Here is a 20,774-nt window from a genome sequence, read left to right as displayed (position 1 = left end):
ATGGCTGGGCATTCGAAATGGAAGAACATCCAGGTGCGCAAGGGCGCCCAGGACGCCAAGAAGGGCAAGGTTTTCACCAAGGTCACCAAGGAGCTGATGCTCGCCGCCAAGGCCGGTGGCGGAGACCCCGGCATCAACGCCCGCCTGCGTTCGGCCATCGCGGCGGCCAAGGCCGTGAACCTGCCCAAGGACAAGATCGAGACGGCCATCAAGAAGGGCACCGGAGAGCTGGCCGGCGGCAACTTCGACGAGGTCACCTATGAGGGCTACGGGCCGGGCGGCGCGGCCATCCTGGTGGATGCGGCCACGGACAACCGCAACCGCACCGTGGCCGAGGTACGCTCCATCATGAGCAAGAACGGCGGCAGCCTCGGCGAGGCCGGATGCGTGGGCTGGATGTTCGACAAGAAGGGGCTCATCGAGCTGGACAAGGCCAAGTACGCCGAGGATCAGGTCATGGAGGCCGCCCTGGAGGCCGGTGCCGAGGACGTATCCGGCGACGGCGAGAACTGGGAAGTGACCACCGCCCCCGAGGAGCTGGACATCGTGCGCCAGGCCCTGGAGGACGCCAAGCTGGAGCTCCTTTCCGTGGAGCTGACCATGGTTCCCAAGAACACCGTGGCCGTGGATGTCGAGACCGGGCGCAAGCTGCTGAAGCTCCTGGACGCCCTGGAAGATTACGACGACGTGCAGAAGACCCACGCCAACTTCGACTTGCCCGAAGAACTCCTGGCGGAGATGGACTAAGGGCCGCGTGGCCTCTCTGACCGTCCTCGGGCTGGACCCAGGCTCGCGCTTCACGGGCTGGGGCGTGGTCCGGGAGGAGTCGGGCGTGCTCACCCTGGTGGACGCCGGGGTGCTGCGGGTGCAGTCGCTTGGCGACATGGACTTGCGCCTGGGGGCCATCTTCAAGGGCGTGGCCGAGCTGGTGGCCCGGCTCTCGCCCCAGGAGGCCGCCATGGAGGACGTGTTCGTCTCGCGAAACCCGTCCTCCGCGCTCAAGCTGGGTCAGGCGCGCGGCGCCGCCATGGCCGGGTGCTCCGTCGCCGGGCTGCGGGTGCACGCCTACGAGCCTTCGGTGGTCAAGAAGAGCCTGGTGGGCGTGGGCCGGGCCGAGAAATCGCAGGTGGCCTTCATGGTGGCCCAGGTGCTCTCATGCCGAAAGGATATGCCCGCCGACGCCACGGACGCTTTGGCCGTGGCCGTGTGCCATCTCAACCAGAGGCGCTTCAGGCGTCTCTCCGGGGAGCTATGATTGCCTATCTGCGCGGCGAGCTGCTGGAGAAGACGGACAAGGGCTGCCTGATCCTCACGCCATCCGGCGTGGGCTACGAGCTGACCGTCTCCACGGGCACGGCGGCCAACCTGCCGGGCAAGGGCGAACAGGTTTCGCTCTTCGTGCACGCCCAGACCGGCGAGGACGGCACGCGCCTCTTCGGCTTCGACACCAGCGAAGATAGAAGGGTCTTCCGGGCCATGATCGAGATCCCCAAACTCGGGCCGAAGACCGCGCTCTCCATGCTCTCCTGCTTTGCGGTGCACGAGCTGGCCTCCATCGCCGCCCGGGAGGACGCCACGGCCCTGTCCCAGGTGCCGGGCATCGGCAAGAAGAGCGCCCAGCGCATGATTCTGGAGCTGAAATACGCCCTGGCGGACTTCTCCTCCGCCGTGTCCATCCCCTCGGGCAAGGCTCCGGCCGGGTCCGTGTACCGCGACGCCCTGGCGGCGCTGACCAATCTGGGGTACGCTGAGAGCGAGGCGGGCCAGATGCTGCGCGAGGCCCTGGAGGCCGAGCCGGACCTGGACGTGGCCCAGGCCATCCGCACAAGCCTCAAGAAAATCGCGGCCATGAAAGCATGAGCACACCCGCACAAGTTAATCGCGGCGACGACACCATCCGCCCCAAACGGCTCTCCGATTTCATCGGGCAGGACGACCTGCGCGCCAACCTGCAGGTCTACCTCTCCAGCGCTGCGGAGCGCGGCAAGGCCCTGGACCACACTCTGTTCTACGGCCCCCCCGGCCTGGGCAAGACCACCCTGGCCCAGATCATGGCCTCGGAGCTGGGCGTGAACCTCATCACCACCTCCGGCCCGGTGCTGGAGCGCGGGGGCGACCTGGCCGCCATCCTGACCAACCTGGGCCGCCACGACGTACTCTTCATCGACGAGATCCACCGCATGCCCCCGGCCGTGGAGGAGATCCTCTACCCGGCCATGGAGGACTTCAAGCTGGACCTCATCATCGGCCAGGGCCCGGGCGCCCGCACCGTTAAGATCGAGCTGGAGCCCTTCACCCTGGTGGGAGCAACCACCCGCCTCGGGCTGCTCACCTCCCCCCTGCGGGACCGTTTCGGGGTCATCTTCCGGCTGGACTTCTACTCCCCCAAGGAGCTGTCCACCATCGTCACCCGCGCCGCGGGCATCATCGGGGTCACGCTCACCCCGGAGGCCGCCATGGAGATCGGCAAGCGCTCGCGCGGCACCCCGCGCATCGCGGGCAGGCTGCTCAGGCGCGTGCGCGACTTCGCGGTGGTGCAGTCCTGCCCGGTGGTGGACAAGGAGCTGGCCCGCCAGGCCCTGGGCCGCATGGACGTGGACGACCACGGCCTGGACCAGATGGACCGCAAGATCCTGGGCTGCCTCATCGAGCAGTTCAGCGGCGGCCCCGTGGGCGTGAAGACCCTGGCCGTAGCCTGCTCCGAGGAAGTGCGCACCATCGAGGACATCTATGAGCCTTACCTGATCCAGTGCGGGCTGATAAAGCGCACCCCGCGCGGGCGCGTGGCCACGGCCAAGGCCCACCAGCACCTCAAAACCAATTTTCTGGGTTGACCACATGCCTGCCAAATCCCTGGACGTCACGCTCCTGGCCCACACGCCCGAGCCTCTTTCCGTCATCTACGCGGCCTTCCGCCAGTGCTACCACGCCGGTTTCGTGGGCGACATGTGGCCCAGGCTCATGGCCGGGGAGATCAGCCGCGAGCAGCAGGCCGAATTCGTGGACAAGGTGGTGCTCTCGGGCCACGTGAGCCCGGTGGAGCACGTGAGCTTCACCTTCGCCATCGAGGGCGTGTCCCGCGCGCTGACCCACCAGTTAGTGCGCCACCGCATCGCCAGCTACTCCCAGCAGTCCCAGCGCTACGTGGACGCCTCCAATTTCGATTACGTCCTGCCTCCCGCCATCGCGGCCATCCCAGAGGCCAAAGCCCGCTTCGAGGCCTTCATGGACGAGGTGGGCAGCGCCTACCGCGACCTGAAGGACATGCTGGAGGGGGCGGGCAAAGGCCCCAAGGCCAAGGAGGACGCCCGCTTCGTGCTGCCCCAGGCCGCCGAGACGCGCATCGTGGCCACCATGAATTGCCGTTCGCTGTTCAACTTCTTCGAGCACCGCTGCTGCCGTCGCGCCCAGTGGGAGATCCGCGCCCTGGCCGACAGGATGCTCACCCTCTGCCGCTACGTGCTGCCCGAGGTGTTCCGCACCGCCGGGGCCAAGTGCGAGAAGCTGGGCTATTGCCCCGAGGGCGAGAAGTTCTGCTGCGGAAAGTATCCCACCGACCCCAAGGCCGCGAGGGTCTAGTGTGGCGTTCTCGGATTAATGCTCAACGAATCAGCCGGAGAATGTACAAAAACCATTGAGTTGAATTTTGAAAAACATATTCATGTTTTTCAAAATCGCGACGAGCCCCGGCCGCTCAGCGGTCCCGCTCGCGCACCAGGGCAGGCATCCAGCGGCGCAGGGAGTTGACCAGGAAGAGGCGCTTCGCCCTGCGCACGTCATCCGCGAACAGGACGCGCTCCCGCACGCGCCCCGAGCCCAGCAGCCGCTCCCGGAACACGCCCCCCAGCAGCCCGCATTCCAGCGGCGGGGTCCAGAGCCCCTGGCCGTCGTCCAACACCACGTTGGCGCGGGTGCTTTCCGTCAGTTCGCCCCGTTCGTTGAAGAGCAGCATGTCCCAGGCGTCCGTCACGCCGCGCAGGGCGTCGTCGTACATCCCGCGATCCGTGGTCTTGTGGAAAAGGCGCGTGTCCGCGCTGTTCACGGGCGCCTGGCAGAAACCCACCGTGACCGTCGCCGGGGCGGGGTCCAGGGGGTGGACCTCGACCGTCGCTCCCCCGTCGCGCCCGTACAGCAGCCTCACCCTCCATGAGCCATCCAGATACCCGGCGATGGCATCCCGCAGTGCGGCCAGCACGTCTTCCCGCCTGAAGGCGATGCCGAAGTGCCGCGCGCTGCGCGAGAGCCTGTCCAGGTGCCCGCGCAGGTAGGCCAGACGGCCGTTCTCCAGCAGCAGCGTCTCCAGCAGGGTGATCTCCGGGCCTGGCTCGGTGAGGAAGCGGGCCTTGTGCAGGCACTCCTCGTATTCACCCTCAGGGGTTGAATCGTAGGTGACGCCGCTGCCCACGTGGAACACGGCCTTGCCGCGCTCCCGGTCCAGCTGGACGGTGCGGATGGGCACGTTGAACACCGCGTCGCCCCCCGGCCCCACGTAGCCCAGGGCCCCGCAATAGACGCCGCGCGGGTGCGGCTCCAACTCGTCGATGACGCCCATGGTGCGCAGCTTGGGCGCGCCCGTGACCGAGCCGCAGGGGAACAGCGCGCCGAGGATGTCCGCCAGGCCCATTCCGGGCTTGAGGCGCGCCCTGATGCTGGAGGTCATCTGCAGCACCGTGGGGTACTCGCTGACCTGGAACAGCCGCTCCACCTTCACCCCGCCCGGCACGGAAATCCTGCCCAGGTCGCTGCGCAGCAGATCCACGATCATCACGTTCTCGGCCCTGTTCTTTGGGCAGGCGGCCAGATGGCGCATCGCCTCCACGGTCTCCTGCCGGAAGCGGCCCTTGGGGGCGGTGCCCTTCATGGGCCGCGTCAGGATGGCGCGGCCTCTGCGCCGGAAGAACAGCTCCGGCGAAAAGCTCAGCAGGGCGAAGGGCCCCATGTCCAAGTAGGCGGACCAGGGAGCGCCCTGGGCTTCGCCTGCAGCCTGGAACCAGGAGAAAGCGTCGCCCTGGAATTCCGCTTCCAGCGGGAAGGTGTAGTTGACCTGGTAGGTCTCGCCCTGGCGGATGTATTCGCGGATGCGCCGGACCCCGGCTCCATATTCCTCCGGCCTGATGGCCGCGCGCCAGGGGCCAACGCGCCAGGGCAAGGCCGGTGACGTTTCCGGCCTTGAAGTGGGGTGGGAATATATGGCGGCCCAGAGCAGGGGCAGGGGGGCGGTGTTCCTGCCGGGCATGGCCGGATGGAAAGCTTGGCCAGCTTCGTAGGCCAGAGCCAGCACGGCCCAGGAACCCTCGGAGGTGGCCGCCTGAACGCGCTCGATGCCTGCCAGTACGCCCGAAGCGTCATGCGCGGCGATGATTTCCCGGGGGGAGTCGAACGACAGGGACCAGCCGCCCCGAGGCGAGAAGCTGCGGAAAACAGCCAAGCCGGTGTGGACAGGACCCTTGGAAGGAACTGCGGAAAACATGGGGCGGACCATGCCGAAAGCCTGCCGGGTTGTACAGCCCGACTGCCTTCAGGGGCAGGGCGGGTGCGGGCGGGGCGGCGGTGAGAGTTCTTCCGGGGAAGCGCACCAGGTTCATATGCCGGGCGGGCACAAGCTGGGTGGCGGCGGCAGCCCTCGTGCGATGCCGGGATCGATGCGTCGGAAGGCGCAGGCCGGGCATTTCCGCCTTGCTCCGAGGCTTGGCGTATCCCTCAGATGCCGGGCAGGAGTTGGCGTTGTTCTTGCGCCTGGGGCTCCCAACGGCCCAGCATGGAGGGCGAAGCCGGGTCGTGCGCGGCGCGGTTGCGCCGGGCCAGGGCGAAATCGCGGGTGGCGTAGCAGTAGGCGCAGCCCGCCGGGCAGGCGTCGTACATGCCGATGTCGCGGCTGGGTGCGCAGCGGCAGGCCGGGCGTTGGCTGGCGTCCTTGCCAGCGGATGTTTCCACTTCGAACAATCGCTTGATGAGACCCGCGTCGATGCAGGCCCCCGGGACGAATCCCAGCGCCTCAAGCCCCGCCTCGTCCGCGCAGGATGCCGGCTCCATGCCGCAGCCGTGCGCCATTGCCGCCATATCCTTGAACATAGCGCCAACGGCCCCCTCCCCGGGGGCGAGAAGATCCACTCCCGCCGCCGCCAGCCTGCGCCGCGCCTTGCGGTAGGGCTCCATCAGGCTCACCGTGACCCGCCGGGTGTTGCCCTCCAGCTCCCGGCAGAGGGCCTCGAACATGCGCAGGTGGTAGTCCGTCCCGGCCGACGCGCAGAGCAGCACGGGATCGTAGCGCCAGAGCACGCGCTCCGGGCCGATTTCGCCCGCCAGCCGCCGGAATGCCTCGATGCGTTCAACCAGGGGAGGCATGCCGGGGTGGATGGCGGAAGGGTACTCCAACAGGGTGAACTGGAAGACGCTTGGCAGGCCCAAGCGGTCCAGCTCCGCCAAATGCGGGATCATGGGTCTTGGGTCGCGCGTCCAGAAGACGATGGCTTCCACGTCCTTGGCGGCCAGGCTCACCCGGCTCACCTGGAGGGCGTTGAAAGGGTTTGGCACCGCGCACCACCCGGCCCGCGCCCGCTCCAGGAACCACGCGGCGTAGTGCGCGGGCAGGTCGGCGCGCCGGGTGGCGCTGACGATCACTGCAAGCGCACCGGAAGCCGTCCGGGCATGGGGGAGGTCCCGGCCAGGGCGCGGCAGAGGGCCTCGATGGAAACGGGCACGTCGCCGTAGGTGGCCAGGCAGGTGGGGGCGGTCGGGAACAAGCCCGCGTCGTAAGGTCCGCCCAGGGAGACGTGGATCACGTTCTGGGGCTTCATGGCCAGCATGGTGCGCACCAGGTTCTGCTGGGCCTGGTTGCGCGTGGCGTCGTAGGTGAACACCACCACCTTGTCCATCCCGGCGGCGGCGTCGGCGGCTTCCCGCAGTTCCTGGGCCGAAGGCTCGCGCGATGTGCGCATGAGCGTCGCGCCCTTGGGCAGCGAGAGTGAGGCCACGGGGTCGAAGCCGTTGCGCTCGGGCCAGAGCACCAGGGCCTTGTCGGCGGGCTTGAGGGGCAGCATCCGGGTGCGGTCGCGCAGCAGGGTGATGCTGTCCTGGGCGATCTCCAGGGCGGCCTGACGGTCTTCGGGGAGGCCCACCTGGAAGGCCACGGCAGCGCTTTTGTCGCCAATGGAGGCGGCCTGGAGGATGCCGTAGCGCTGCTTCACGGCCAGGATGCGGCCCACGGCCTGGTCGATGCGGGCCTGGGGCAGTTCTCCGGAGCGGGCGGCGGCCAACAGGGCCTCGTAGGCCTCGATCTGCTGCTGCGGCTCGTGCCCGATGTCGGCCCCGAAGAGCAGCACGTCCGCTCCGGCCTTGGCCGCCAGCACGGCGGCCCGCACGGTGCCGACGCCCTTGGAGAGCGCGCCCATGCCCAGCGAATCCGTGACGATGAGCCCGTCGAAGCGCATCTGGCGTCGCAGCACGCCCTCCAGCACCGGCTGGGAGAGGGTGGCGGGGGTGTCCGGGCGCGGGTCCAGTGCGGGGACCTCCACGTGGGCGGTCATCACAGCGGGTGCCTTGGCCGCGAAGGCCGCGCGGAAGGGCGCGAAGTCCACGCGCTCCAGTGTCTTCTTGTCGTGGTCGTTCAGGGGGAGGCCCAAGTGGGAGTCCACCGAGGTGTCGCCGTGTCCGGGGAAGTGCTTGGGCGTGCAGATCATGCGGGCCTGCGCATAGGCCTCCACTGTGGCCGCCGTGAGCCGCGAGACGGTGTTGGGGTCCGAGCCGAAGGAGCGGATGCCGATGACCGGGTTGGCCGGGTTGGAGTTGACGTCCGCCACGGGAGAGAAGGTGGTGTTGATGCCCAGCGCGGCAAGCTCCTTGGCCATGATCCTGGCGGCGGTGCGGGCGTGCTCGCGGTTGCCCGTGGCCGCGATGGCCATCTGGCTGGGGAAGAGGGTCACGCCGTCGCGCAGGCGCACCACGGGGCCGCCCTCCTGGTCGATGCCGACGAACAGGCCGATCCCGGCCGGTGTCTTGGCGGCGTCCGCCTGAAGCGCGGCGTTGAGGTCCGCCACCTGCTGCACGTTCTCCACGTTGCCCCAGGAGGAATAGAGGATCACCCCGCCCAAGCTGCGCTGGCGGATCATCTCGGATATTTCGGGGGACAGGCCGGGCCCTTTGAAGGCCACGAGCATCATCTGGCCGATCTTATGCTCCAGGCTCATGGAGGCGAGCAGGGCATCCACGGATGGCTCGGCAGCGCAGGCCGGGGCGGGTGTGAGCGGGCTCCAGAGCAATGCGAGCGTGAGCAGGGCGATAGAATAGAGTTTCATGCGGACTCCCTCTGTCGCGACACTACACGATGCCGGGCGGGAACGGAACAGGCAGGCGCAACGCACGAAAAAAGGGGCGCGCCCTGCGGCGCGCCCCGTGAAGGCGAGGTCGGCAACCGGGGCTAGAAGCCCAGGTTGTAGGTGTCGATGAAGGCGTTGATGCGCTTGTGCTCGGCGTCGATGCGGGCGCGCAGGTCCTTCTTGTACTGGGCCATGTCCAGCTTCTTGGTGGCCACGCCGGTGTCGATGGCGGCCTGGGCCACGGCGGGGGCTTCCCATTCAAGCAGGCGGAAGTCCAGGGCCTTGGGGATCACGTAGTCGATGCCGAAGGTGGCTTCCTTGATGCCGTACATGGCCAGGATCTCGGCGGGCACGGGCTCTTTGGCCAGGGCGGCGATGGAGCGGGCGGCGGCCAGCTTCATTTCCTCGTTGATCTTGCGGGAGCCGGCGTCGAGGGCGCCGCGGAAGATGAACGGGAAGCCGGAGACGTTGTTGACCTGGTTGGGGAAGTCCGAGCGGCCGGTGCCCATGATGGCGTCGGGGCGCACGGCCTTGGCGTCGGGGTAAGGGATCTCGGGGTCGGGGTTGGCCATGGCGAAGATGATGGGGTTCTTGCCCATGCTCTGGACCATCTCAGGCTTGACCATGCCCTTGACCGAGAGGCCCAGGAACACGTCGGCGCCGACCATGGCTTCGGCCAGGCTGGCGAAGTTTTTCTTCTGCTTGTCCGCGAAGTACTGCTTGGTGGGGTGCAGATCCTTGCGGGTGGTGTTGATGTGGCCTTTGGAGTCGAACATGGCGATGTTCTCGAGCTGCACGCCCAGCTTCTCGTAGAAACGGGAGCAGGCGTTGGCCGAGGCGCCAGCGCCGGAGACGACCACGCGCAGGTCTTCGATGTTCTTGCCAGCGATCTCGGCGGCGTTCAGGATGCCCGCGCCGGAGATGATGGCGGTGCCGTGCTGGTCGTCGTGGAAGACGGGGATCTCAAGCTCCTCAATGAGGCGCTGTTCGATCTCGAAGCACTCGGGGGCCTTGATGTCCTCGAGGTTGATGCCGCCGAAGGTGGGCTCGAGCATCTTGCAGCAGGAGATGACTTCGTCGGCAGTCTTGGCGTTGATGTTGATGTCGTAGACGTCGATGTCCGCGAACATCTTGAAGAGAACGCCCTTGCCTTCCATAACGGGCTTGCCGGCTTTGGGGCCGATGTTGCCAAGGCCCAGCACCGCGGTGCCGTTGGAGACCACCGCCACCAGGTTGGCGCGGTTGGTGTACTCCCAGACCTTCTCCGGATCGTGGTAAATGGCCATGCACGCCTCGGCGACGCCGGGGGAGTAGGCCATGGACAGATCTTTCTGGTTGCGGCAGGGTTTGACGGGAACGACTTCAACCTTGCCGCGGCGACCGGCGGAGTGGTAGAGAAGTGCTTCCTCTTTGGTGAACAAAGCCATCAGCGACCTCCAAAATGCGGCTCATGCGTTAAGGAACGGGCGAGTTGGCGAACGGGCGCAAAATAGGTGAGTCCAGGGTATATTGCAACTTCTTTCATAAAGCTGAAATTTTCTTCATATTGCCCAAACAACCATGCGTACCCTCGTCATCAACCTGACGCGCTTCGGCGACCTTCTCCAGACACAGCCGGTGCTTGCCGGATTCAAGGAAGCAGGACACACCACTGGTCTGCTCTGCCTGCAGAACTTCAGACAGGCCACGGGACTGCTGCGCCATGTGGACGCCGTGTACGACATCCCGGGCGCGAGCCTGCTGGCGGCCCTGGACCAGTCCTGGCCGCGGGCCCTTGGCGGCTGCCTGGCCTGGATGGACGCCGTCAGGCGCGATTTCGCGCCGCAGCGCGTGGTGAACCTGACGCCCTCGCTGCCCTCCAGGCTCATCGCCCGGTCCATGAACGCCGAAGCGATCATGGGGTTCGGCCTGGACGAGCTGGGCTTCGGCACCTACTCCACGCCCTGGGCCGCGTTCCTGGAAGGCTCCGCCCTGCACAGGGGGTCGAGCCCCTTCAACGTGGTGGACCTCTTCCGGCGCGCTGCACACCTCGGGAGCGCGGGCGGCAGTTTCGAACTGGCTTCCCCGGCTGACGCCGATGCGGCGCATGTGGCCGGGATGATCGCCGCGCAGGCGGGGGTGGAGCACGCTGGACTCCTGGGGCTGCAGTTGGGCGCCAGCGCGCCCAAACGCCAGTGGCCGTCTGCCAGCTTCGCCGAGGTTGCCTCGGCCGTCTGGCGGGAACACCGCCTGCTGCCGGTGCTGCTCGGCTCCAAGGATGACAGGCATCTGGCGGAGGCCTTCGCCGCCGCCACGGACGTACCCCACGCCAGCCTGGTGGGCGAGACCAGCCTGCCGCAGCTCGCCGCCGCGGTATCCGGCCTGCGCCTGCTGCTCAGCAACGATACGGGCACCCTGCATCTGGCGGCCGGCCTGGGCGTGCCGGTGCTGGGCCTCTTCCTCTCCACGGCGCAGCCCTTCGACACCGGCCCCTACCGCCCCGGCTCCTGTTCCCTGGAGCCGGACATGGCCTGCCACCCGTGTTCCTTCTCCCATGAGTGCGCCGAGTCTTGGGCCTGCCACGGCAGCGTCACCCCGGGGGCCGTGCTGCACTTCCTGGGGCGTTACCTTGGCGGCGGGGGATGGCCCGAGGCCCGTGGGCTCGGGGTGCGGGCCTGGGAGACCGTGGTGGACGAGCACGGCTATCTCGACCTCCGTTCGCTCACCGGGCACGGCGACGGGGAGCGCGCCGCCTGGAACCGCGTGCAGCGCACCTTCTGGCGGCAATTTCTTGACGCCGCCCCCGTGGAGCTGGGTTCGGAAGAAGCCCCGCACCTGCCCGAATCCCTGAAAGCGTCCCTGCGCCCCGCGCTGGACCAGGCCGGAGGGCTGCTTGCCGTTCTCATACAGCAGGCCAGGGTGCTTGGCGCCGTGCCGCGTCCGGCCATGCGCACCAAGTTCATGGCCACCTGGCAGCGTCTGGAGACGGTCTTCTCCTCCCATCCGCTGCTGCTGCCGCTTTCCCATCTCTGGCTGCGCCTCTCGCAGGAAGGAGCCACGGGCCTGGACCACATCCAGGATTTCGCCGCGCGCACAGCCTCCCTGGTGGCCGCGCTGTCCGCCGTCGTCTCCCCCCGCTCCTGAAGAGCCTGTTGGCATGCTCCTTGTATGGGTACGGTGCAGGAATTTTTTGCCACACCGTCACATCCTTGAGGAGGGAGAGACATGATCGCCGTGGACGGCCGGGAAACCGGATTACACATCCAGGACTTCGAGAACCTGGAGCAGATTCTCGTCAAAGTGATGGAAGACAAGCAGTATGATGGCCGCATCGTCACCGACGTGCTGGTCAACAGCGAGCCTTTCTCCGAAATTTACCCCCACCAGGCCGAGGACGTGGAATCGTCGGACATCGAGTCCGTCGAGCTCATCACCGTGGCCACCACCGAGATGGCCGTGAACATCACGCGCGAGCTCTACAAGGTCATCACCCTGATGGACCACGGCGCGCGCCGCGTGGCGGACCTGTTCCGCAAGGCCGACGACGGCGAGGCCCTTGAGGTCTACCAGGATCTCATGGACGTCACCCGCGACTTCCTGGGCATGGTGGGCGTGCTGCGCGACGAATTCAGCCTGAAGCGCTCCCGCCAGTTCAACGAGGCCGCCGACGACCTCTCCGGGCTGTTCTCGGAGATGCTGGAGGTCATCGAGAGCGAGGACTGGATCCTCCTGGCGGACCTGCTGGAGTACGAGTTCACCCCTTCCGTCGAGAGGTGGAAGAAGATCGTTGCCCAGCTGCGCGAGGACATCAAGGACGTCGCCCGCGCGGCGTAACCAAAGGCGGCATCGCTATGAAGGATGAGATAGACATCCTCGATCAGGCCCTTGAAACCGGACGCCTGGAACTCGGCCAGCTCTGCGAAGGCGAAGTCGAGGAGGCGGAACGCCTGGCCCATGAGCGGTTCTCCCTCATGGAGGAAGCCTGGCGCATGCGCGATCCGAAGCGCATCGGCGAACTCAAGGAGAAGCTGCTCCAGCTTCAAAGCCTTCAGGGGCAGATCACCTCGGAGGCCCGCAGGCTGCACGAGGCCATCAAGCGCGACCTGCTGAAGGCGAAGCAGGAGAACCAGCGGCTGACGGGATATCGCTCGTCGCTTCGCGTCTCTCCTCTTGGCAGCAGGTTTGTGGACAAGGTCGGCTGATTTGCTTCGCGCGGGCCGGAAATCGCTCCGGCCCGCGCTTTTCCCATCCCGGTTTCTCCTCCCGCGGGCCCGCCAGGCGTCCGCTACATTCCCAGCTGTGCTCCAGCTCTTATGAAGTCAGTGTCATTATGCCCAGTGCATGTGGGACATTGCTTTGACTCACCAAGAACATCCGTGGTATCTTTAACACCAGCCAGTCACCTGTAACGAGGGGTGGATCATGGAATGCGCGCCCGGGCTGGAGCTGAGGAAGTTCGTCGCACCCGAATTCGTTTTCGGACTCGGCGCGTCGGAATTGACGGCGCAATACGCACAAAACCTCGGCGCCAAGCGTCCCATGCTGGTAACCGACCAGGGTGTTGTGGACACCGGCTGGGCCGGCATGGTCGAAGCGTCCCTGCGGGCTGCGGATCTTGATTGCGTCGTATTCAGCAATGTCACTGCCAACCCCAAAGATTTCGAGGTGATGGCGGCTGCGGAGATCTTTCGGGACAAGGGCTGCGACGCCCTGGTAGGCCTCGGCGGCGGCAGCGCCATGGATTGCGCCAAGGGTGTTGGCGTGGTCCAGGCCAACGGCGGTGACATCCTGGATTACGAAGGCGTGGACACGATTCCCCGCGCCCTGCCTCCCCTGGTCTGCGTACCCACAACCTCAGGCAGTTCGGCCGACGTCTCGCAGTTCGCCATCGTCTCCGACACCAGGCGCAAGGTGAAGATCGCCCTGGTCAGCAAGATGCTCGTGCCCGACGTCTCGCTCATCGACCCCAGGCTGACCGCCACCATGCCGCCGGATCTCACTGCCAACACCGGCCTCGACGCCCTGACCCACGCCATCGAGGCCTACGTCTCAAACGCCAGCGCCCCCGTGACGGACCTGTTCGCCCTCGAGGCGGTCCGTCTGGTGGGCAAACACCTGCCTCAGGCCGTGGCTGACCCCTCCGACATGGAAGCCCGCACCCAGATGAGCCTGGCCAGCCTTGACGCCGGCCTGGCCTTCTCCAACGCCATCCTGGGCGCGGTGCACGGCATGGCGCACAGCCTGGGGGGCCTGCTCGACCTGCCCCACGGCCAGTGCAACGCCATTCTGCTGGCGCCGGTGGCGCGCTTCAACTTCCCATCGGCCCCGCTGCGCTACCGGGACATCGCCCTGGCCCTGGGGTGCGACGTGCGGCACGGCGCGGACAACGAGGTGCTCGAAGCCCTTGACGCAGCGCTGCGCTCCCTCAACGAGCGCGTGGGCATGGGGCAGTCCCTGGGCGACCTGGGTGTGACCCGGGGGGATATCCCCAGACTTGCCGAAATGGCCATGCAAGACCCCTGTCTGCTCACCAACCCCCGCAAGCCGACACGGGCGGACATTGAGGCGATCTATGAGTCGGCCCTTTGACGAAGATGAGCAGGGCGGACCCGGACCGGAGGCTCCGGGCAACCGCGACGCGACGCGTGACAAGCTCATCGGGCTGGGCGAGCGCTCCATGCGCAAGAGCTACTACCCGGAGTTGCGCGAGCGTATGGAGCAGTTGGAGCGTTTCCGGCAACTGCTCGACATCGCCAGCGACCTGATCTTCCTGGTCAATGCCGACACCACCGTCATAGCCGACCTGAACAGGACCGCCTGCGACAAGACGGGCCTGGCCCGCGAACAGTTGCTTGGCTCCAGGCTCTCGTCCCTGCTGGGGGAACGTTCCTTCTCGACCCTGACCGACCTGAACAACCCGCAGACGCCCGGCGGGCGCGGCGCGGCTTTCATCTCCAGCCTGCCCCAGCCCGGGGGAGGGCGCTTCCCCGTGGAAGTGAGCGTGAGCGTGCTCGGGGTCGGCAAGCAGACCATGGCCGTGGTGGTGGCCCGCGACGTGACCGTGCGCCTGCGGGCCCAGGCCGAACTCAGGCACGCCCGCGACCTGTTGCGCACCATTGTGGACGCCATGCCGTCCACGTTGTTGGTGGTAAACGGCGAAGGCGCCGTGACAATGGTCAACGCTCACGGAGCGCAGTTGCTCGGTCAGCACACCACTGACATACAGGGGCGCCAGCTCGGGGAGGTGCTGCCCTGGCTGCCTGACCTCGGGCCGGCTTTGGGCCAAACGTTGAAGGACGGCCAGCCGCGGGTTCTGCGCAAGATGCCCGGCAAGCGGGGAAAGGAGCCCGCCTGGTACGACGCCACCCTCTTCAGGCTCGGTGACGGAGCCGAGGCCGAGGCTGCGGCGCGCTTGGACGACGTGACCTCCCGTGTCCGTCTGGAAGAGATGCTCATGCAGACCGAGAAGATGCTCTCGGTCGGGGCGTTGGCCGCGGGCATGGCCCATGAGATCAACAACCCCCTGGCGGGCATCCTGCAGGGCGTGCAGTCCGTCACGCGCAGGCTCTCGCAGGAGCTGGAGCCGAACCGCCGCAGCGCCGAGCGCGCCGGGATCGACCTGGCGGCCTTGAAGAACTACATGGAAGACAGGGGCGTCACGGAGCTGCTGGAGTCGATCCAGTCCTCCGGCGTCCGGGCATCGCGCATCGTCTCCAACATTCTGGAGTTCAGCCGCCGCTCCGACGCCAGCAAGGCGCATGTGCAGCTCAGCTGTATTGTGGACAAGGCCCTTGAACTGGCCGTGAGTGAATTCGACCTGCAGAAGAAGTACGATTTCAGGCATATCGAGATCATCCGCCAGGACGCCCAGGACCTGGTTTCAGTCTGGTGCGTGCCGACGCAGATCGAACAGGTGGTGCTCAACCTGCTCAAGAACGCGGCCCAGTCCCTGGCAGCCGCCGGGACGCAGAACCCAACCATCACCGTGAGCACCCACTCGGCCGAGGGCATGGCCTGCATCGACGTCACTGACAACGGCCCAGGCATGGACGAGGCCACGCGCGAGAGAGTTTTCGAGCCGTTCTTCACCACCAAGGCGCCAGGGGAGGGCACCGGCCTGGGCCTCTCGGTGGTCTACTACATCGTGGTGGAGCAGCACGGGGGCAGAGTGGCGGTGCGCAGCGATTCCGGCGTAGGCACCACCGTAAGCGTCAGGCTGCCGTTCGAGCCTCCCCAGCCCTCTCTGGGCAACGCGGGCTGACCCTGCCGGCTTCCCTCTCCGGCGTGGCCGGGAAGGGGGGTTTCCTTTTGCGGGGAATTGCTCTACACAAGCCCCTTTATCCGTACAGTCATATTTTGAGGAGACAGGGTCCCATGGATTACAACGTCACCGAAGTATCCCCGGTCGAAACCAAGATCGAGGTCAAGGTTCCGGCAGAAGAGATCAACGCCGCCCTCGCGGCCACCACGGCCATCTATCGCCAGAACCTGGATCTTCGCGGCTTCCGCAAGGGCAAGGTCCCCTCCAGCCTTGTGGAGTCCAAGTTCCGCAAGCAGATCCTGCGCGAAGCGGCCAACGAGCTGATGAACGTGCACATCAACGAGATCATGTCCACCCTGAAGTACCTGGCCATCGCCAAGCTGGACGTCTCTCCCGTTGAACTCGAGAAGAACAAGGATATCGAGTACACCATCAGCTTCGAACACGCCCCCAACTTCGAATTGCCCGCCTACAAGGGCCTGGCCGTCGAAGAAGAGGAGGCCGCCGCCAGCGAAGAGGAAATCGCGCAGGTCATCGAGCGCATCCGCACCAACATGGCCGAGCTCAAGGTCATCACCGACGCCCACCTGCCCAAGGACGGCGAGGTGGCCATCGTGAGCTTCCGCGCCACCGACGAAGACGGCGCCGAGGTGCCCGGCGTCAGCGCCGAGAACTTCCAGCTCGTTCTGGGCGAGAAGCAGGCCCTTCCCGAATTCGAGGAGCTTGTGAAGGCCACCATGCCCGGCGGCTCCAACTCCGGCAAGATCAGCTTCCCGGCCGACTTCATCAACCAGGAGCTCGCCGGCAAGACCGTGGACATGCACATCACCCTCCACATCACCAAGGAGCGCGTGCTGCCCGAGATGACCGACGAGCTGGCCAAGCAGGCCGGCAACTTCGAGACTGTTGAGAAGCTGCGCGAAGCCATCTCCAAGTCCTACGTGCAGAGCCGCCAGCAGCTGCACCGCGCCGCCGCGCAGAAGAAGCTCCTGGATGGGCTGCTGGCCGGCGTCGAGTTCGAGCTGCCGCCCGCCCTGGTGGAAGAGCAGCTCAACCTGCTCGTGGGCGACGCCAAGCACAAGATCGAGCGTCAGGGCAAGGCTCCCGAGGCCCTCGGCAAGACCGACGAGGAGCTTCGCCAGGAGATGGAGCCCAAGGCCAAGGAGATCGTCAAGGCCCAGATCTTCCTGCTCAAGCTCTCCGACAAGGAAAGCATCGAGACCACCCCGCAGGAGATGGACGCCTACTTCATGCAGGTCGCCTCCCGCACCGGGCAGGACGTGCTTGCCGTGAAGCAGCACTACGAGCAGCAGGGCCTCATCGTGCCCGTGCGCGACAAGATTCTGGCGGACAAGGCCATGGAATTCATCTATTCTCAGGCCAAAATCACGAAGGTTCCCGCCAAGGCCGAGGCCGAGGGAGCCAAAGGAGAGTAGGGTGTTCGCTCAGATCCCTATCGTCATCGAGACCACCGGCCGCACCGAACGCGCCTACGACATCTATTCGCGACTGCTCAGGGACAGGATCATCCTCCTGGGCACGCCCATAGACGACCACGTGGCCAACGTCATCTGCGCGCAACTCCTCTTCCTGGAGTCCGAGGACCCCAAGAAGGAGGTCTCGCTCTACATCAATTCCCCCGGCGGTTCCGTGACCGCCGGGATGGCCATCTATGACACCATGCAGTTCATCTCCTGCCCCGTGTCCACCCTGTGCATGGGGCAGGCCGCAAGCATGGGCGCGCTGCTTCTGGCGGCAGGAGCCAAGGGCATGCGCTCGGCCCTGCCCAACGCCAGGATCATGATCCACCAGCCCTCCGGCGGCTTCCAGGGACAGACCACGGATATTGACATCCACGCGCGCGAGATTATTCGCATGCGTGAGAGGCTCAACGAAATCCTGGCCAAACATACTGGCACGGATATTGAAAAAATCAGGGAAGACACCGAGCGCGACTACTTCATGACCCCGGAAGATGCCTGCAAATACGGCCTCATCGACAAGGTCATCGTAGCCCGCGAAACCCTGGCTGTAGAATCAACCTAGGCTCTGTTCCTCCGGGGCCGGCAGAACCTGCCGCCCGGGTGACATCAGGGAATACGCCATGACCAAGAAGAAGACCCCAGTCTCCTCCGACCTGTGCTGCTCCTTCTGCGGCAAGAACCAGGACGAGGTGCAGCGCCTCATCGCAGGACCGGACGTTTACATTTGCGACGAGTGCGTCTCCCTCTGCAATGAGATCATCGCCCAGGAGAGCCTGAACGAGGAGGCGGAGGACGGCAAGCTGCTGCCCCCCGCCGAGATCAAGCGGCTCCTGGACGAGTACGTCATCGGGCAGGATCAGGCCAAGAAGATCCTGGCCGTGGCCGTGCACAACCATTACAAGCGGGTTTTCTATTCCGGCGGGGCCAAGGGCGACGACGTGGAGCTGGACAAGTCCAACATCCTGCTCATCGGTCCCACCGGTTCCGGCAAGACCCTGCTGGCGCAGACCCTGGCCCGCATCCTGAAGGTGCCCTTCGCCATCGCGGACGCCACCACCCTCACGGAAGCGGGCTACGTGGGCGAGGACGTGGAGAACATCCTCGTCCAGCTGCTCCAGAACGCCGACTACGACATCGAGGCCGCCTCCAAGGGCATCATCTACATCGACGAGATCGACAAGATCGCCCGCAAGTCCGACAGCCCGAGCATCACCCGCGACGTCTCCGGCGAGGGCGTGCAGCAGGCCCTGCTCAAGATCATCGAGGGCACCGAGGCCAACATCCCGCCCAAGGGCGGGCGCAAGCACCCCCAGCAGGAGTTCATCCGCCTGAACACGGCGAACATCCTGTTCATCGTGGGCGGCGCGTTCATCGGGCTGGACAAGATCGTGCAGCAGCGCAACCGCGGAGCCGCCCTGGGCTTCGGGGCCAAGCAGGACGGCGTCCGCGAGGAGGACGTCTCCAAGCTGCTGTCCCAGGCTCACCCCTCCGATCTGGTGAAGTTCGGCCTGATCCCGGAGTTCGTGGGCCGCATCCCCATCATCACGTCGCTCACGGAGCTCAGCGAGGCGGACCTGATCCGCATCCTCACCGAGCCCAAGAACGCGCTGGTGAAGCAGTACATGAAGCTCTTCGAGCTGGACAAGGTGCGCCTGCGCTTCACCACCAACGCGCTCACGGCCATCGCCAAGAAGTCCATCGAACGCAAGACCGGTGCCCGCGGCCTGCGCAACGTGATGGAATCCATCATGCTGGAGATCATGTACCAGCTGCCTTCGCTCACCGGGGTCACCGAGTGCGTGATCAACAAGGCCGTGGTGGAGAAAGGGCAGGAGCCCCTGCTGTTCTACCAGCAAGAAGTGAAGAGCGCCTAGCGGACCGTGACCCAAGCAATGACCGAAGCCCCTCCCGCAGTCAGCGGGAGGGGCTTTATTTTTTTGGGGGGCTAGTTGACGCAGTGGCGCTATGTGCTGTATGATAAAAAAATAAACAAAAATCATTCTGCGAGTTGGCGAAGTATTGCAGATATATATGGAGGCGGTGATGTCTGATAATTCTACAAAGCTGGTGCTTTATGGGGCTCTTGCCCAAGCCGGAATCGTAATACTTGCTTCTGTGATTATACCTGCAATGATAAATCTTAATTCTGCACGTGAGCAAGTGTTGCGAGCTCAGTCTGAGAATAGACAAGCGTCCGCGAAGTCGTTTATCGAGGATTATGTAGCGATGTATACAGCATATATTAAGTTCGCAAAGTATTCAATAGTACAGGCTGGCGTAATCCCGTTTGAGTATGAAGGTTTAAAAGATGGCGAAGCTAAAGAGCTGAAGAATAAATTCTATGAGATGTATTGTAATAAGTCGAGTGCACTGGGTTTGCTGGCCGCCATGCCGCATATCTTTGCTGATGGGACTGAGCAGGGGGCGCAAGTTGCGAGCGAAGCATCTAAGTTGTTAAGTGCAACCGATAGACTTGTTAATATCAATCTAGGCTCTAAAGACGCTCGCACTGAATTAGAAGCTGCGGGAAATGAAGTTAGGTCTGTTTTTCAATCACTCATTGGGTGCATGTATGCTGCAATTCGGTCGTCTCAAGAGAAATATAGGGATAGATGGTTTTATATGTAAACAAAGGAGGGTGCTTTTATGCGTGTTTTTATTATGCGATTTTTGTTCGTATTATTCATATGTTTTCTTTGTTCATGCTCCAGGTATGGACAGTTAAGCTCACCATGCCATGATTGTCCTCCGGTCGTTGGTGGTTATTTTGTTAATTAAACTAGTCCTTGCGTTTGGAAGGGGTCGCTTTCCTCGTTGGTGAGCTGTTATGAAATATTTACGACTTCTCTTCTTATTATGTTTGCTTGTCATGTTTGTTGGCTGCGGCGTAGAACATTCAGGTAATTCCGGGAGGATTCCTGTTGTTTCACTCGCAACAAAAGTCTATTCATATAATCAATTCCCAGGGCAAAGGGAAAGATGCGTTCCCAATGATAAAGTCATTGGCTTGGCGTTAGGTGGTAGGACTTTACTTAGGCAACTTGAACCGAATTTATTCTATGTGGGTTCTGATGCAAAAAAAATCAAATATGTTCCACAGAAACCTGGCGCAAGTGACTGTTGGTCAGCGTGCCTATCGACAGTGATTCTTGCTGAATATGGTGATAAAACCTCCGATCCCTACGCTATTAAGACTTTAAATTCTTTGTCAGATGTAACAGATGCTGGTAGTCCGTTTGATGTTTATTGGTCAATGTTGACGTCATCTAAAGATGTAAGACTTTCAAGTCCTGCATCTGCTACGCAGATTATTTCTGCACTTTCCGAGAATCATATGCTGTTGGCTGGTAGGAGGCAGTCTGGAACAAACGTTGGGCATGTGGTTTTGGTTGTTGGGGCTACGTTCTCAGTCGGTCACTCTGCAGGCACCGGGTTTGTACCTTTTTTTCATGATTTTGTTGTGATCGATCCCGCTGAAGGGCTTATTAAACCTGTCGATGCTGTTAGCTTTATTGAAAAATTAGATTTTGTTGCAAGTTATGATAAAAAAACGAATGAATTTTACCCGTTAGGTTTTCTAAATCAAATTTTTGGATCTATCGAGGCTGCTTCATTTTGCCGGAAATCATCGGGCCTTTAGCTAGTATCTTTTCTGCTTTGTTTGAATGGCTAGCTGCTTTTCATTCTGTCAGATATTGTAGCCCGTTGAGCCTAAATTTTTTCTACTCATCCTCC

19 protein-coding genes are annotated in these 20,774 nt (G+C 64.0%); 15 read left to right on the top strand and 4 right to left on the bottom strand.

Annotated features, from left to right (window positions below; translation table 11 throughout):
• Genes MLE18_RS02140 through thyX form a run of 5 tightly spaced genes read left to right on the top strand, consistent with a single transcriptional unit; the run spans position 1 to position 3,579 of the window.
• Complete coding sequence (locus tag MLE18_RS02140) at positions 1-747, top strand: YebC/PmpR family DNA-binding transcriptional regulator (protein ID WP_243366928.1); 747 nt, start codon at positions 1-3, stop codon at positions 745-747.
• 7 nt (positions 748-754) lie between these two features.
• On the top strand, positions 755-1,255 hold the full coding sequence (gene ruvC / locus MLE18_RS02135; RefSeq protein ID WP_243366926.1) for a crossover junction endodeoxyribonuclease RuvC: 501 nt from the start codon (positions 755-757) through the stop codon (positions 1,253-1,255).
• Positions 1,252-1,860 carry a Holliday junction branch migration protein RuvA gene (gene ruvA / locus MLE18_RS02130; RefSeq protein WP_243366924.1) on the top strand — a complete coding sequence of 203 codons (609 nt, stop codon included), beginning with the start codon at positions 1,252-1,254 and terminating at the stop codon, positions 1,858-1,860. Before ruvC ends, ruvA begins: the two co-directional genes overlap by 4 nt.
• Entirely contained in the window at positions 1,857-2,834 is a 978-nt protein-coding gene (gene ruvB / locus MLE18_RS02125; protein ID WP_243366922.1) for a Holliday junction branch migration DNA helicase RuvB, read from the top strand. The genes ruvA and ruvB overlap by 4 nt, the downstream gene beginning before the upstream one ends.
• A gap of 4 nt (positions 2,835-2,838) precedes the next feature.
• Positions 2,839-3,579, top strand: a complete 741-nt coding sequence (gene thyX, locus MLE18_RS02120) for an FAD-dependent thymidylate synthase (protein WP_243366920.1) — start codon at positions 2,839-2,841, stop codon at positions 3,577-3,579.
• Between the two features lie 115 nt (positions 3,580-3,694).
• On the opposite strand, the gene pabB is transcribed toward thyX, so the two are convergent.
• The 4 genes from pabB to MLE18_RS02100 all read right to left on the bottom strand — a co-directional run bounded on the left by pabB (position 3,695) and on the right by MLE18_RS02100 (position 9,742).
• On the bottom strand, positions 3,695-5,428 hold the full coding sequence (gene pabB / locus MLE18_RS02115; protein ID WP_243366918.1) for an aminodeoxychorismate synthase component I: 1,734 nt from the start codon (positions 5,426-5,428) through the stop codon (positions 3,695-3,697).
• A gap of 272 nt (positions 5,429-5,700) precedes the next feature.
• A complete protein-coding gene (locus MLE18_RS02110; RefSeq protein ID WP_243366916.1) occupies positions 5,701-6,621 on the bottom strand; it encodes a DUF1848 domain-containing protein in 921 nt (306 codons plus the stop codon).
• The gene (locus MLE18_RS02105; protein WP_243366915.1) at positions 6,618-8,294 is read right to left on the bottom strand and encodes a glycoside hydrolase family 3 protein; all 1,677 of its coding nucleotides are present in this window, start codon (positions 8,292-8,294) and stop codon (positions 6,618-6,620) included. The genes MLE18_RS02110 and MLE18_RS02105 overlap by 4 nt, the downstream gene beginning before the upstream one ends.
• Before the next feature lie 122 nt (positions 8,295-8,416).
• Positions 8,417-9,742 carry a malic enzyme-like NAD(P)-binding protein gene (locus MLE18_RS02100; RefSeq protein WP_243366913.1) on the bottom strand — a complete coding sequence of 442 codons (1,326 nt, stop codon included), beginning with the start codon at positions 9,740-9,742 and terminating at the stop codon, positions 8,417-8,419.
• Between the two features lie 133 nt (positions 9,743-9,875).
• Between MLE18_RS02100 and MLE18_RS02095 the strand changes: the two genes are divergently transcribed.
• From MLE18_RS02095 to MLE18_RS02050, 10 genes are all read left to right on the top strand, one after another.
• Entirely contained in the window at positions 9,876-11,438 is a 1,563-nt protein-coding gene (locus MLE18_RS02095) for a glycosyltransferase family 9 protein (RefSeq protein ID WP_243366911.1), read from the top strand.
• 81 nt (positions 11,439-11,519) lie between these two features.
• Complete coding sequence (locus tag MLE18_RS02090; RefSeq protein WP_243366909.1) at positions 11,520-12,128, top strand: DUF8043 domain-containing protein; 609 nt, start codon at positions 11,520-11,522, stop codon at positions 12,126-12,128.
• 17 nt (positions 12,129-12,145) lie between these two features.
• Positions 12,146-12,496, top strand: coding sequence for a hypothetical protein (locus MLE18_RS02085; protein WP_243310165.1), 351 nt, complete (start codon positions 12,146-12,148; stop codon positions 12,494-12,496).
• A gap of 220 nt (positions 12,497-12,716) precedes the next feature.
• Positions 12,717-13,883 carry an alcohol dehydrogenase-like regulatory protein ErcA gene (ercA, locus tag MLE18_RS02080; RefSeq protein ID WP_243366907.1) on the top strand — a complete coding sequence of 389 codons (1,167 nt, stop codon included), beginning with the start codon at positions 12,717-12,719 and terminating at the stop codon, positions 13,881-13,883.
• Complete coding sequence (locus tag MLE18_RS02075) at positions 13,867-15,555, top strand: PAS domain-containing sensor histidine kinase (RefSeq protein WP_243366905.1); 1,689 nt, start codon at positions 13,867-13,869, stop codon at positions 15,553-15,555. Before ercA ends, MLE18_RS02075 begins: the two co-directional genes overlap by 17 nt.
• A gap of 113 nt (positions 15,556-15,668) precedes the next feature.
• The gene (gene tig, locus MLE18_RS02070) at positions 15,669-16,991 is read left to right on the top strand and encodes a trigger factor (protein ID WP_243366903.1); all 1,323 of its coding nucleotides are present in this window, start codon (positions 15,669-15,671) and stop codon (positions 16,989-16,991) included.
• A 1-nt stretch (position 16,992) separates the two neighbouring features.
• Entirely contained in the window at positions 16,993-17,601 is a 609-nt protein-coding gene (gene clpP / locus MLE18_RS02065) for an ATP-dependent Clp endopeptidase proteolytic subunit ClpP (protein WP_243366900.1), read from the top strand.
• A 58-nt stretch (positions 17,602-17,659) separates the two neighbouring features.
• Positions 17,660-18,913, top strand: a complete 1,254-nt coding sequence (clpX, locus tag MLE18_RS02060) for an ATP-dependent Clp protease ATP-binding subunit ClpX (RefSeq protein ID WP_243366898.1) — start codon at positions 17,660-17,662, stop codon at positions 18,911-18,913.
• 169 nt (positions 18,914-19,082) lie between these two features.
• On the top strand, positions 19,083-19,667 hold the full coding sequence (locus MLE18_RS02055) for a hypothetical protein (RefSeq protein WP_243366896.1): 585 nt from the start codon (positions 19,083-19,085) through the stop codon (positions 19,665-19,667).
• Between the two features lie 199 nt (positions 19,668-19,866).
• Complete coding sequence (locus MLE18_RS02050) at positions 19,867-20,679, top strand: papain-like cysteine protease family protein (protein WP_243366894.1); 813 nt, start codon at positions 19,867-19,869, stop codon at positions 20,677-20,679.
• Positions 20,680-20,774 lie beyond the last annotated feature (95 nt).

It is taken from the genome of Fundidesulfovibrio soli, from assembly GCF_022808695.1.
Classification (GTDB): Bacteria; Desulfobacterota; Desulfovibrionia; order Desulfovibrionales; family Desulfovibrionaceae; genus Fundidesulfovibrio; species Fundidesulfovibrio soli.
The sequence above is the reverse complement of the archived record's forward strand: the minus strand, read 5'-3'. Positions and strand labels throughout refer to the sequence as shown.